This window comes from Bacteroidales bacterium, assembly GCA_018334875.1.
Classification (GTDB): Bacteria; Bacteroidota; Bacteroidia; order Bacteroidales; family UBA12077; genus JAGXLC01.
Genome location: JAGXLC010000017.1, coordinates 16,679 through 30,492 on the forward strand (window position 1 = coordinate 16,679; position 13,814 = coordinate 30,492).

Below are 13,814 nucleotides of genomic sequence, written 5' to 3' on the forward strand. Positions count from 1 at the left end.
TGGGTATTTAAACGAAAATCATACCAAAATGGTACAGTACAAAAGAAAAGGATTGAATAATTCATGCAATTTTCACTGGATTTGCAGATAACGCCGGATAAAATTTACTTGTGGAACTTCCGAACCTCCTCCTCATATCTTGATTTCAGATTCCTCATCTTTTCAATGCTGTTGTCTCTGTCATAAACGCGGACCATATCAGTTATTCCGGTAATCCTGTAAAAGACTCCAAGGGCGGCATCAAAATTATTATCGATGAGGTTATTCTTAATATGGAAGGTAAAATTACTGAATGTTTCCCAGTCCAACTTTTCAGGCAACCCAATATAATACTTCGATTTAGCTTCTAAATCCCTGTATATACCTTCTTCCTGTTCTTCAACCAGGAAGTTTTTGTTGACTACGATAATGGCTTTATCCTCAATGGCTTTATATCTGGAAAATTTCACCCCTTCCTGAATAAACATATCCTGCAGCTCAGGCAGAAAGGTAAAACTTGTCAGATACTTGATCCTTATGCAGTTATACTTATAGGGCTGAATATAAATATAACCAATGGAAGCATTGAAATCGTATTCACAATTTTCAGCAATTTTCTTTGATATTCTGGCAAGATCTTCAAAAGAATAGTTGTTTCTAACCAGCAAAAAAAGCGAACGGGGCTCTGATTCATCAGGAAGATTTTTCCCATGATACCCCGGGAAGGGATCCAAACTCTCTAAAACACAGGTATGGGGAGCGATATTGCTTTCTATGGATGTTAAAGTCTCCCGTTTTTTAATATAACCTGTAACTTCAATGATACGACCAGGTGGCTTCATAGCTTTAAATTTTCGGGAAATATAAAAAAATTAATGTATGAGGTCAACTGTTATTCAATTATTTTAACAAATACCGGATTCCAATTATAAATTATATACCCCCTCATTTGGACAAGCCAAAACCAAACAGGATACTTTGAAGAAATTTATTGTGTTTACGTTTTGGCTTGTCAAAATTAGCAAGCAAAATTTATGAGGCAAAATTATATAAAAGTCTTGATCTTTTTCAATTATTTTTATCCTTGAAAATTGCCTCATAAATTTTACCACAGTACCTTACCGGGCAAATTTTGCCAAAAAATGCAAGAATTTGACCGGTAAGGTACTAAAGCCTAATGAAAGAAGAGCTTACCGTCAGATGAAACAAATTGAATTCAGTAAATAAATCAAGAAATGTTTAATTTTGTAAAAAAATATATACTCAACAAAATGAGGAGGGAAGATATAGAAATAATGGCTCCGGTGGGATCCCATGAATCCTTACATGCTGCTATACAGGCAGGTGCGGGATCTGTTTATTTCGGGGCAGAAAACCTGAACATGCGATCCAAATCTACGGTTAATTTTTCCCTGGATGACTTACAAACCATCGCTGAATATTGCCGCAAGCATCAAGTTAATACCTATCTTACTCTGAACACGGTTCTTTATAATAACGACCTGCAGGAGATGCGGCGCATCATTGACACGGCCAGGGAGAGTGGTATTACTGCCGTTATAGCCAGTGATCTCGCAGCCATTCAATACGCATGGTCTGCCGGAATAGAAGTGCACATCTCCACACAACTTAACATAAGCAATATAGAAAGTCTGAAATTTTTTGCCCAATTTGCCGATGTCATTGTCCTGGCAAGAGAGCTGAGCCTTGAACAGGTGAAGGAGATCACCAAAACCATTAAGGAAGAACGCATTACCGGGCCTTCAGGAAAACCGGTGCGAATCGAACTGTTTATACACGGAGCTCTTTGTATGGCTATTTCCGGTAAATGTTATCTGAGTCTTCATGAAAAAAATTACTCGGCCAACCGTGGAAAATGCCTGCAAATCTGCAGAAGGTCCTATATAGTTAAAGATAAGGAAAGCGAACGCGAACTGGAGGTAGACAATGAATACATTATGTCTCCCAAGGACTTGTCAACGATCTCATTTCTAAACAAGATACTGGATGCCGGCGTGCAGGTATTAAAGATAGAAGGGCGGGCAAGAAGCCCGGAATATGTAAAAACGGTTACAGAATGTTACCATGAAGCTGTTGATGCCTATTTCGAGGGTAATTATACGGAAGAAAAGATCAAGGCATGGCAGACCCGTCTGGCCACTGTTTTCAACAGAGGTTTCTGGGACGGATATTATCTGGGCAAGAGGCTGGGGGAATGGAGTCATCAATATGGCTCCCAGGCCACAACTAAAAAAATCTATGTAGGAAAGATTACCAACTACTATAAGCAAATCCAGGTCGCTGAAATTCTTCCCGAAGCCAATACTGTAGCTGTTAACGATAACATAATGGTCATTGGCCCTTCGACGGGGGTCATTCAATCTACAGTCAGCGAAATCCGGGTAGATGATAAAAATGTGGAAGAATCCCCCAAAAAAATCAAATGTTCCATACCCCTCTCGCGGCGTGTAAGGCCGAGCGACAAACTCTATAAAGTAGTAGCTGCCTCAAAAACCAAAACCCAATAAGCACCGAAAACCATTTAACCCGAATTATTCACAAATAATTCTGCAGATTAAAATTTTTACTCTTCATCCCATGCAGAAACGCTTCCGCCTAACACAGTGCGCACATCTTTCTTTTCAGGAGTACCAAAATAACTGAAGTCCGATCCGGTATTGACTCTTGCTTCAAGCTCTTTTTCAACAGTTAACTCTCCTTTCCCTCCTGTGTTGAGCTTAATATTCACCTTTTGGCAAACCAGATCGGTGCCTGTCAGAATTCCACCTGTATTAACCCTGGCATCCAATGCTTGGGTTTTTCCATCAACCACTACGGTGCCTCCCTGATAAGCCTTTAAATCAAGCTTTTGGGTATTCATTGAAAGTTCGATACGGGAGCCTGAAGTGGCTTTTATCCTAAAAGCATCCTGAACAACCGGTTTTTCAAATTCTACCTCTGCATCTGCCAGTGCAGTGATGCCTTTAAGATCATTAAACGTTACACGGATAAAAACATCCGGCCTTTTTTTCTTTAGCAGTTTATCAGTCATTTTGATCTTCAGTTCCTTCTCCTCTACTTCGGTATCAATCTCATTAAGGTCCACATCGGCACTTTCCATATACAGCTTATTTTCGGTGCCGGGCACCATCACAACCGACATTTTACCAAAAATGCGAATTTCATCATAGTCCTTAACCCCTATTTCCTTAGTCTCCTGACTATAGGAAACGATTGGAATCATCAACATTAAAATTCCTGTCATCCATTTTTTCTTCATCCAATACATAACAAACATTTTTAGATTATAACAATTTGGTTACATTTTTCAATACCCCAGGGGCCATCGAAAAGATGTACCCTCATTCCTTAATGGCCGGGTACATCTTATTCAAACAAAAAATCAAAATCATCGCCCGGAGCCAATTCTGCGGGTTCTTCTTCATTTTTAAAAATCCGGGCATTTTTATTACCCAGCAACTTGATATCGCCTCTTTCCACAAGCAATTTGCTGCCTTCCCTCAATCCGATTGTATAAACATAGGGATTGACAATTAGAAATTCTTTGATGCGCATCTCCCTGGTTTCTCCTGCATGGCCTTCCGGATGGGCATCCAGATAATGGGGGTTGATCTGAAATCTCACCAGATTTAAGGCATGAAAAGAATCCGGTTCGGTGATGGGCATATCATTGGTGGTACAGATGTTAGGGCAGGCTACATTGGCGCCGGCACTCCATCCAATATAAGGCGTATCATTAAGCACCGTATAGCGTATTAATTCAATCAGTTCTTCCTGTTGAAGGTACTTCAGCAGATGAAAAGTATTGCCTCCGCCTACAACAATGGCACTTGCTTCCTTTATCATTTCCCTCTTCCGTAAGAAGGAATAATTATGCAGTGAATCCACTTCCACTCCAAATTCGTCAAACTTCTGCTGAACCTTCTTCTGATATTGATCAAATGTAAAACTCACGGCAGCATAAGGAATAAACAAAACTTTCTTAACCTTATCTCCCAAAAAATTTTTTATGTCATCTCCGGCGTGCTCCAGATACGATTCTCCCGCATTTGTAGAATTGCTTATCAATAACAGTCTCATAAACAATGGATTTTGTGTTACCGTCAGAAATGTAAAAATACAAAAAACAGGCGGATCTTATAGCAATTTCTTTCTGCTAATTTGACAAGGCATTATCAGTAAATACAAAGTATAAAACCCTCCGCTTTTTTAACCCGAATTATTCTCAAATAATTCTGTCGCTATTGAAAAACCTGGCTTTTTGCTTCAATTTTTTTTCGCAAAAAGCCAGGTTTTTCTAATGCGGGGTTATAAAACGAAATGACCGATCATCATCAGAAACTTAGCATAAATCCAATTGTAAAAGGATATAACTGAGGTCCTTTATTTTTTTCGAACAAGGGAACGTCATAATAATTGGCGAATATTTTCAGAAATCCGTATCCGGCCCGTAATGTATAGCCATAACGGAACGGAGAAAGAAAAAAGTCACTCCTGTTTTTATCCTTGTTTTTATCTCCATCATCTCTATAAACAACTTTGGTATGGGACCCCAGTTTCATTCCCCCAATCATACCAACGGAAAAGAACAATATGTTATCGTTACTCAACCGGTTCTGATATTCAAAAATAAGAGGCACTGTGATATAAACCGTGTTTAATTTGGCTTTTTCAAGATTGTACCCTGCACGAGCAAAAGCCGAATCCACCACGATCTGATTGTCTCCTTTTTTAATGGGTAGTTGATTGTCAAAACGATAATCATTGAACTCCACTCCCATACCTGTGCCAACACCAAAAGATTTTCCGATCAGGCTAACATCATACTCGATAAAATTGAGATTCACATTCCAGCTCTTACCGGTATTCAGATCCATATAGCTGTTGTCTTCTGACAGGCTCATTGAAAAATCATTGTTTACATAATTGTTCAATCCGATTTCAAACCCTGTCCAGTGCAAGTCAAAGCCTTTACTTTTCCCAAAATCCAGGTCAAAATCATCCATATCATCGTTCCAGTCATCCTCCCAGTCTTCATAATCAGAATCCCAGGCTCCGTTTTTCTCTTTTACTTCAATACGGGTATCATCTTCATCTTCTGTGATACGGATGATTTTATCCTTAAACTTAATGTGGGTTGTATCTTTACCGGAACCAGGCTCAAGGGTATCTTCCACGGCATTATTCAAATTGTTCGGAGAATAATAAGGTTTACCAATTGTTCTTCCTGATAACTGACCTATATTATATAAAGTAATACATAAGGTCATCACTGTGATCATCAATATTTTTTTCATAGTCAGAAATTTTTGAGGATTTTTAATTCATGTTTCAATGTTCAGAGGTAGGACGGGTGGCTACGCCAATTTGTTACAGGCATCATGCCTATTTTTTTAGGTCAGTAGAAAAACTGAATGATTCCGTTTGAAAAGCCAGACTTTCCAAATTGCCTTCTTCATCATAATGACGCTTCAGAAAAATCTCTTTCCCAGTAAGCTTGCTGATGCCTTCAAAACCCAGATCAGCTATCTCCCATAAACTAAAATTCCGGACGGCGAGTTTTTCCTTAACAGGAGCCTCTATAGATGTGGCCAGAAAACGCTGCACCTTACCATAATTGTTGGATGGCTTCTCATCAATCTGAAACCTCCCCGGTATATCATCTGGTTCCACCAGATACGCATAAACAGGTTCCCGGGATATCCGAATGCTGTATTTAGTTTGTATGCGTTCAGGCATTTCTTCCTTCACTCTCCTGTTCTCAGGCTCAGGAAGAGCAATGCTCCCTTCATTCATCGGTTGATTTGAAATTCCATTATATGCTGTTGAAGAATAATTTATATTCTCTATTCCTTTTTCAACGGATTCTGAAGAAGGTAATAAATTATCTTTATATATTTTATTTTCAACTATTTTAGATGCCTCACCTATATCATCATTATAAGAAATCTCTTGCACCTCCGGGGTTAAAAAATATAACCCTACCATCAGTAATATAGAAGCAGCAAAAGCCATATATCTGGAAACGGTATTTCTATATAGGATAATGGTTCTTCCTCGCTTCAGATCAGATTTCCCCTCATATTGAAGATTTTTATCCGGTTTCAGTACGGTTTTCTTATAGCGCTCGTATTCCTTCTTTTTATCCGGAAATTCATTGATGAGCTGATTGAATTCCCGATTCTGACTTTCAGTAAGCGCCCCCTCAAGCTTGCCAATGGATAATTCATCAAAAAGGGTATAATCGGGCCGGGAAAGCGTTAATTGTTTTTTTAGTGCATCTTTGTCTTTAAAGGAATCCGTGTGCTTCTCAACGACCGGTATGTTTCTGAGCAAATCCAATTCTCTTTTCAAATCGGGATTATTTCTCAGGAAAGCCATTAGATCATCCTTCTGCCAGGAATCCAAATTCCCGTCCAGATAATCCACAAAATATAGTTCGTAATTGTTTCTGTTGATCTTCTCCATAACGTTTCTGTTTATAAAACAGCCTCCATACTCCCGATAAATTTTTTCATGGACAGTCTACCCCGATATATATATACCTTCACCTGAGATTCATTCAAACCGGTTATTTCCCCGATCTCCTGGTAGGAATATCCTTCATAATCCCTGAGCAATATTGCAGATCTCTGAATCTCAGGAAGTCGATTTAGTGCCTGCTCCAGTATATCGCTCAATCCCCTGTATTGGTCCGTATAGGAATAGTCATTAAAATTGATCTCATCCAGGCCGGTCAGTCGCTTTTCTTTTCGGATCAAATCAATCATGGTATGATAAGCTGTAGTGAACAAATAGGATTTGGCTTTTTCCGCGGATACATTGTCGGCATGGATCCATAATTTTTCATAGGTATCCTGGACAACATCCCTGGCTTTTTCTTCTTCTCCTATATTTTTAAGAATAAACCGGTATATCCCGTCTGAAAAGTCATCCACACATTTGTTAAACTCTTGTACAGTCATGGGTTTGATTTCAATCCGTTAAATAGAGTCTGTCTATAATATCCGCTGGCTGCGTTACGCTCGTTTTTCATGCCAGTCAATTACATCTGGCAGAGACGTACGGCCGTACGTCTCTACATTTGGCATTCAAAACTCGCAAGCCTTGCCAGCGAACATTCTAGACGAGACTCTTTCAAATCTCTTTGGCTTTATGGACAAACACTAAATAGGACGATCGAACCCATTAAATGGTTACAGGGCAATTAAAAAAAAGTTGGTAAAAACTTCTCATGGTGCACAGGCTGCTCTTTTATTATTACAAATCATCTGTTATCTTTGCAAATTATTTATAATATAGAACAGAACTCATGCCAAAAGACCTGACAAAATCCATTCATTTTTTTGAGGCATACGAATATATCTATCAGGAACCTGCAGAGGATACACTGCAAACCGATACCACGCGTACCGATACCACTTCTATTCCCCAGGATACTACTGTTCAGACGCAGCCTGTACAAACCCCGGATACAGTAAGCCAACAGGATACCATTGATCAGCCGGATACTTTGGAAAGCCTTCCAGCAGAAGAGGATGAACAGGCTGACACTCTAATCTCCGATACAACAATCAGTAAAGCAGATACGTTGCAAAAGGCGGAAGGACCTACTGAACCTCCGGTACGGCAACCGGTTCGAAGCACTCCGGAAACAACAGATACCATTGCTGATCTTTATGACATATTTGGAGTTACAGAATTGCCCATTTCCAAAAAACTATATACAGATCCTGCATATCACAACTTTCTTTACAACATCCCGGAAGTCAAACCTTCTGATAGTATGGACAGCCGGGCCATCTATCAACCCGTTAAAAAATCACCGGTTACTACCGAAGAAACAAAAGCAGAACAAATTAAAGAATTGCCCATCAACCAAGATTCTCAGGGAGACTTCGACTGGCTTACCTATGTCCTTATAGGCACTTTTCTTTTAATCGGGTGGAGCCGGCTTTTTTTTGCAAAATATTTCTCCGCTCTGATGAAAAGCTTACATTCATATAATTATGCTTCTTCTCTGTATTATGGCAAAAATTCACTGACCATAAAAGCCTCCACGTTGCTCAATCTTACTTTTTTCTTAACTGCCGGTACTTTCCTTTTTCAAACCCTGAATTACTACGAATTTTCCATACCTTTGACAGAGCCTCCCCTTCAACTTCTTGCTTTAACTGGTTTTTTTATGGTATGGTACACATGGAATTATCTGACTTCCGCATTCATTGGTTCTGTATTTTTACACCAGAATAGTTTTCAGGAATATTTTCACAACTATAACCTATACAGAAAAATTCTGGGCATTTCCCTATTTCCTGTAATTCTGGTATTACAATATATATCACCGGAATACAAAGCTGTCATCATCCTTATCGGAGCAATCCTATTTGGAATTTTATATTTCATTCACCTTTTAAGAGGTATTGTTGTTTTTATTAAGAAAAATGTTTCAATATTTTATTTGATTTTGTATCTTTGTGCTCTCGAATTTTTACCTCTTTTACTACTTTACAAAGTATTTATCAGAGGGTTATAATGTAAAATAAATTGCCCTTCAGTCCGGTAACAAATAAATTTGAACTGTGCATGAAAATAAAGAAAATCCTTGTATCTCAACCAAAACCGGAAAACAGCAAATCCCCTTACTTTGATCTGGCTGAAAAATATGGATTGCAAGTTGACTTTCGGCCATTTATCCATGTAGAAGGGATTTCTTCAAAGGAGTTTCGTAAGTCCAGGGTGAACATACTTGATCATACAGCCATTATATTTAAAAGCAGGACGGCTATTGATCATTTTTTCAGAATATGTGAAGAATTGAGGGTCAATGTGCCCGATTCCATGAAATATTTCTGTACCAGTGAAGCTTCTGCTTTTTACCTCCAAAAATATATTGTTTACCGTAAAAGAAAAATCTTTTATGGGAATGGAGATTTCAATGATCTTTTAACCATTATAAAGAAACACAAAAAGGAAAAATTTCTGGTTCCGCTTTCTGATAGCCACAAGGAAGATATCCCCCGAAAGCTGGATAAAAACAAAATAAAGTACACCAAAGCGATCTTTTACAGAACGGTTTGTTCGAATCTTACCGATCTGTCAGATGTCAATTACGATATGCTGGTATTTTATAGTCCTTCAGGCATCAAATCGCTTATGGAAAATTTCCCGGAGTTCAATCAAAATCATACCAAAATTGCAGCATTTGGAACGAAAACGGCTAAGGCCTGCAAAGATGCCGGTTTAAGGATTGATCTTAAAGCCCCCACTTCACAAGCTCCGTCTATGACAATGGCAATAGAAGAATTTTTGGAGAATGGAGAGAAGAAATGACACATAAATCTATATAAATTAATTTAAAGGTTACCTTTTTAAAGGGTAACCTTTTTTATTGATACGATACACCGCATACAGAAAGGAATTCATTCTTCCGACAGCTAAGGCCTGTAAAGGCCGGGAAAACAGGTTAACGTATTATAACACAGGAAACATCCAACTAACAAACAAATGATGAACAGCCTAAGAAAAAATGAACGGTTATCGAGTCAAAAAGAAATTGCTCTTCTTGTAAAAGAAGGAAATACTTTTTTATGCTATCCTTTTAGAATTATGTGGTCTGTTTCACGAAACGAGCGGGATCATTCCTTCCGCATTCAGTCAGCTTTTAGTGTCCCCAAAAAGAAATTCAAAAAAGCAGTGAAAAGAAATAAAATCAGGAGAAGAATGAAGGAAGCTTTCCGGCTCCAGAAAGAACCGTTCAAAAAAGAAATGACGCATCATCCGTTTACCCTTTCCCTTTTGATTATATATACGCCACACAAAGAACTGAACTATGCAAAAATCGAGGCAGGCATGAAAAAATCCTTTCAGATGCTGAAAAAGGTGCTTTCTGAAAAAACACCTTAGGCATTTTGTTGTTTTTATAAAGGAAGCGGATTAAATTTGCCTTAAATCATACTAACTCCTCATATGTTGATGTTTTATTTGTTAGAATCAAAAAATGTATAGTATAATGAAAAAGCTAGGAAAGACGAAACGGATTACAGGTATCTTTTTGCTGGTTGCTGTTGTGTTGATTGGCTTCAGTCAGAAAGATGACTTTAAGATTGCAAAAAGCCTGGACATTTATCATTCGCTGTTCAGGGAGCTTAACATTTTTTATGTAGATGAAACGAACCCTGAAGATCTGGTTGAAACGAGCATAGAGGCCATGCTGGAAAGCCTGGATCCTTATACCAAATACATTCCTGAAAAGGACATGGATGATTTTGAATTTATGACGACCGGAAACTATGGGGGAATCGGTGCTTTAATAAGACAAGATGGGGATTATGCAGTTATTTCCCAGCCTTATAAAGATTTTCCGGCTGATAAAGCGGGACTGAAAACCGGCGATGTCATCAAAAAAATCAATGGCCAGTCCATCGAGGGCTGGGAACTGGAAAAGGTAAGCAATGAGCTGAAAGGGATTCCCGACACCAAGGTAAAAATAACCATTGACCGGTTGGGCCATGAAGAGCCGTTGACAAAAGAAGTAGTAAGAGACGATCTTCATATCAACAGCGTTGCCTATCATGGAATGGCCGATGAAGAGCATGGCATTGGCTATATACGCCTTTCAAAATTTACCAGAAATGCAGGCCGGGAAGTAAGGAATGCATTTAAGGAACTGGAAGAAAACAATGAACTAAACGCAATGGTTCTGGATCTGAGAAATAACCCGGGTGGTCTGCTTAATGAAGCGGTGAACGTGGCCAATATTTTCATACCAAAGGGGGAGGAAATTGTCAGCACCAAAGGCAGGATCAAAAAGTGGAACGAAAATTACACCACCGAAAACCAGCCTCTGGACACCAACATCCGGTTAACCGTTTTGGTCAACCGGGCATCGGCCTCTGCCTCAGAAATTGTTGCCGGCGCCGTTCAGGATCTGGACCGTGGCGTAGTGATCGGCCAGAGGACCTTTGGTAAAGGATTGGTTCAAACCACACGGCCGCTGAATTACAATTCCAAACTCAAGGTTACCACTGCAAAATATTATGTTCCCAGTGGCAGGAGCATTCAGGCAAAAGATTATTCCAACCGCAATGAGGACGGCAGCGTGGGAGAAATTCCCGATTCCCTGATCAAAGAATTTACCACCAGAAACGGAAGAAAGGTATACGACGGTGGAGGCATCCGCCCGGATATCCATATAGAAACTCAGGAACCAAGCAAAATCGCAATTAGCCTGTTGACGCAAAACCTGATTTTTGATTATGCTACCCATTTTACAGTAGATCACGATACCATTCCGACGGCGGGCCAATACGAGATAAGTGATGCCACCTACTCGGATTTCAAGGAGTTTATACTGAACAGATCATGGGAATACACTACACAAAGCCAGGAGAAGCTGAAAGAATTAACCAAGACCTCCAGGCGGGAAAAATATTATGACCAAATCAGGTCAGAGCTAAAGGAGGTCAGAGAAAAGCTAGCGCCCGACAAGGAAGAAGATCTCATGCGTTTTGAATCTTCCATCAAACAATTGCTTAAAGAGGAGATTGCAGGCAGGTACTATTACCAGCAGGGAAAAATCAGGGCCAATCTGAAAGATGACAGGCAGTATGATAAATCGGTCCAGGTGAGCAGAGATCAAAAATTATATCAGAGCATCCTGACAGGAGAATATGAAAGGGACAATATAGAACTAGTACACAAATAATCCAATATGTTCCACGTGGAACAAGTGGGATTTTTAGGATGGGTGTTGAAAAATCACACAAGAAACAACCCAATGATTCATCCGGTACCGTCAACCAGTATGCTGTGTTCTAGTGCCTCGCTCTTCCTTTTGCCTTTTTTTCCGATGATGGCACGACATTAGTGACGCGTGGCACCTGCTATAATGGTGGCAGTTGCACTGATGAATGCCCTGCGAGTTCTTCCTCGTCGTGCGGGACGGTCTCTTGCCTCGGAGCCCACACCGTCGGCAACTGTTCCAACCCTTGCGTTTGTGAAGGCGATCCTCATGACGGTGGTGATGCCGTTTGCGGCACTTGCACCCCTACTGCTGCCGACTGCTCGTGCGAGGCCGGCTGGTATGATACCTACGGGAACGTGTTGAACGGTTGCGAGGGCGATTGCGACTCCGACAATGATGGGTTCGACGCTGACACTCCTGCTTGCGGGGACGATGACTGCGACGATTCGGATCCTGACGTGAATTCTGGTATGGTGGAGGTGTGCAATTACCAGGATGATGATTGTGATGGGGGTTCGACTCCGCCGTATCTTATCGATGAGAGTACTAATGGTCGTTGTACTGTTGATGGTGTGAGTGCTTGTGAGGGTAGTGTGAACCTATGATGCTTGGTTCTGGGTGGAGTATGAGTCTGTAGACAGGATACTGCATGGCATGGCGTATGGTTGGGCCGGGTTGTACTTGTAAAAAACGAACCTTATCATTGCCATACCCAACCAATTCAAGGATGGCAGAAACGCTGACAGGTTTTGCTGCTGTATCTATCTGTAAGGTGACTGAGTCCACTCCGGATTGAAGCGTATCTCCCCCGGAATCCTTCCAGGTAAAACGGGTGTCATCCAGGGCATCATTCACCGTGCAACGGTAGCGCCAGTCCAGCGTATGGTTTATTTTCTCATGGCTGCCGGTGGGTATGTTGCAATGCCAGGCAGAAGGGGCAAATTTTCCTGTGGAATCACGAAAGGAAACGGTATAGTCATTTTCTTCGCTCATGGATTTCAGACGGGGCGTTACGGCATTGAATTTCATTTCAGGCTTACGGCAATGGTAACTCTTCCGCCATCGGTAATCAGCCGTGAGGAGGCAACAGGGCGGCTGCCCTGTATATATCTTATAAGGATTACGTTATGGCCATCAGAGATAAAATTTTTCCCGCAGAAAACTATATACGTTCCAACCCGAATAATTGGAGAATTATTCCTGTCTCCGACAGCGACTTAGTTGAACCTGCATTTTATTCATATTTATAAAAATTTATGCATCATCCAGGCTAAAATACGTTAAATTTGTTAGTAAAAAATTATACAATGAAAAACTATCATTTCACTGCAGAAATAACTAAGGATCCGGAAATAAACCAATACATAGGCGTTGTACCCGGATTACCCGGAGCCCATAGCCAGGCACCAACTCTTGATCAACTCTATAAAAACCTTCAGGAAGTAATTCAACTATGCCTTGATGAAATGACAGATAAAGAAAAGAAGAACCTGCCTGAGTTCATCTGTATCCACCAGATTTCAGTTAAGGCATGAGCAACAAACTACTATTGTTAAAGTAAAACTTCTGGAAAAGGTACTTCTTTACCTGGGTTTTGAAATCAAACGACAAAAAGGCAGCCACGTTTTTTACCGGCATCCTGACGGTAGATATACTACCTTACCCCATCATGGTAATCAAGAAATCAGTAGATCATTACTAAGACAAATTCTCAGAGAAATCGAATTATCACCAGAAGAATTCAATGAGGTGTTAAAAAAGCTTTAGCCTTTTTTCTCCATATTCTAAATAATACCTCTTTAACCCCATCATCAGGTAAACAAACCATTTGTTCCACGTGGAACAAAAACTTTTATATTGTTCATTCAAATTTAATCGGATAAAACCACAGTTAATTCATTCAATATATCTTAAATATAAACTAAAGGCAATCCAACAAGTCTTTTACATCCTTTGAAAAATACTTTGAAGCGCTTTGTAGTTAAATATAATAAAAACCAGAAGACACGACAACACGAAACCACCGAACGCACGACAGGCACGAAAGAACGAAAGGGCGATGGGGCGA

The 13,814-nt window shown here is 40.0% G+C and carries 16 protein-coding genes; 8 read left to right on the forward strand and 8 right to left on the reverse strand.

The genetic code is table 11. The features are described 5' to 3' along the window. Nucleotides 1–104 precede the first annotated feature (104 nt). Nucleotides 105–821, reverse strand: a complete 717-nt coding sequence (locus KGY70_02935; protein ID MBS3774120.1) for a hypothetical protein — start codon at nt 819–821, stop codon at nt 105–107. A gap of 429 nt (nt 822–1,250) precedes the next feature. Between KGY70_02935 and KGY70_02940 the strand changes: the two genes are divergently transcribed. Then, nucleotides 1,251–2,507 carry a U32 family peptidase gene (locus KGY70_02940; protein ID MBS3774121.1) on the forward strand — a complete coding sequence of 419 codons (1,257 nt, stop codon included), beginning with the start codon at nt 1,251–1,253 and terminating at the stop codon, nt 2,505–2,507. 56 nt (nt 2,508–2,563) lie between these two features. On the opposite strand, the gene KGY70_02945 is transcribed toward KGY70_02940, so the two are convergent. From KGY70_02945 to KGY70_02965, 5 genes are all read right to left on the reverse strand, one after another. Next, entirely contained in the window at nt 2,564–3,268 is a 705-nt protein-coding gene (locus KGY70_02945; protein MBS3774122.1) for a DUF2807 domain-containing protein, read from the reverse strand. Nucleotides 3,269–3,366: 98 nt separating this feature from the next. After that, entirely contained in the window at nt 3,367–4,080 is a 714-nt protein-coding gene (pepE, locus tag KGY70_02950) for a dipeptidase PepE (GenBank protein MBS3774123.1), read from the reverse strand. A gap of 254 nt (nt 4,081–4,334) precedes the next feature. Next, a complete protein-coding gene (locus KGY70_02955) occupies nt 4,335–5,297 on the reverse strand; it encodes an outer membrane beta-barrel protein (protein ID MBS3774124.1) in 963 nt (320 codons plus the stop codon). Nucleotides 5,298–5,385: 88 nt separating this feature from the next. Further along, nucleotides 5,386–6,468, reverse strand: a complete 1,083-nt coding sequence (locus tag KGY70_02960) for a hypothetical protein (protein ID MBS3774125.1) — start codon at nt 6,466–6,468, stop codon at nt 5,386–5,388. Between the two features lie 11 nt (nt 6,469–6,479). Then, a complete protein-coding gene (locus KGY70_02965; GenBank protein MBS3774126.1) occupies nt 6,480–6,965 on the reverse strand; it encodes an RNA polymerase sigma factor in 486 nt (161 codons plus the stop codon). 347 nt (nt 6,966–7,312) lie between these two features. Here KGY70_02965 and KGY70_02970 point away from each other — a divergent pair, with 347 nt between their 5' ends. The 4 genes from KGY70_02970 (at nt 7,313) to KGY70_02985 (ending at nt 11,707) form a co-directional block, all read left to right on the forward strand. Next, a complete protein-coding gene (locus KGY70_02970) occupies nt 7,313–8,536 on the forward strand; it encodes a DUF4271 domain-containing protein (protein ID MBS3774127.1) in 1,224 nt (407 codons plus the stop codon). A 50-nt stretch (nt 8,537–8,586) separates the two neighbouring features. Beyond that, nucleotides 8,587–9,333: a uroporphyrinogen-III synthase gene (locus tag KGY70_02975; protein MBS3774128.1), complete on the forward strand. Its 747-nt coding sequence runs from the start codon at nt 8,587–8,589 to the stop codon at nt 9,331–9,333. Between the two features lie 174 nt (nt 9,334–9,507). Beyond that, nucleotides 9,508–9,906, forward strand: a complete 399-nt coding sequence (gene rnpA, locus KGY70_02980) for a ribonuclease P protein component (GenBank protein MBS3774129.1) — start codon at nt 9,508–9,510, stop codon at nt 9,904–9,906. Nucleotides 9,907–10,012: 106 nt separating this feature from the next. After that, nucleotides 10,013–11,707, forward strand: a complete 1,695-nt coding sequence (locus tag KGY70_02985) for a S41 family peptidase (protein MBS3774130.1) — start codon at nt 10,013–10,015, stop codon at nt 11,705–11,707. A 158-nt stretch (nt 11,708–11,865) separates the two neighbouring features. Here KGY70_02985 and KGY70_02990 read toward each other — a convergent pair whose 3' ends face one another. Further along, nucleotides 11,866–12,015 (reverse strand): hypothetical protein, encoded by a 150-nt coding sequence (locus KGY70_02990; protein ID MBS3774131.1) that lies wholly within the window; start codon nt 12,013–12,015, stop codon nt 11,866–11,868. Between the two features lie 90 nt (nt 12,016–12,105). Between KGY70_02990 and KGY70_02995 the strand changes: the two genes are divergently transcribed. Next, complete coding sequence (locus KGY70_02995; protein ID MBS3774132.1) at nt 12,106–12,351, forward strand: hypothetical protein; 246 nt, start codon at nt 12,106–12,108, stop codon at nt 12,349–12,351. Here KGY70_02995 and KGY70_03000 read toward each other — a convergent pair. Continuing rightward, the gene (locus KGY70_03000) at nt 12,293–12,775 is read right to left on the reverse strand and encodes a hypothetical protein (GenBank protein MBS3774133.1); all 483 of its coding nucleotides are present in this window, start codon (nt 12,773–12,775) and stop codon (nt 12,293–12,295) included. The two genes, KGY70_02995 and KGY70_03000, sit on opposite strands and share 59 nt — an antisense overlap. A 278-nt stretch (nt 12,776–13,053) precedes the next feature. On the opposite strand from KGY70_03000, the gene KGY70_03005 reads away from it, so the two are divergent. Beyond that, nucleotides 13,054–13,281 (forward strand): type II toxin-antitoxin system HicB family antitoxin, encoded by a 228-nt coding sequence (locus KGY70_03005; protein ID MBS3774134.1) that lies wholly within the window; start codon nt 13,054–13,056, stop codon nt 13,279–13,281. Further along, nucleotides 13,220–13,513 carry a type II toxin-antitoxin system HicA family toxin gene (locus KGY70_03010; protein ID MBS3774135.1) on the forward strand — a complete coding sequence of 98 codons (294 nt, stop codon included), beginning with the start codon at nt 13,220–13,222 and terminating at the stop codon, nt 13,511–13,513. The genes KGY70_03005 and KGY70_03010 overlap by 62 nt, the downstream gene beginning before the upstream one ends. The last annotated feature ends 301 nt before the right edge of the window (nt 13,514–13,814 follow it).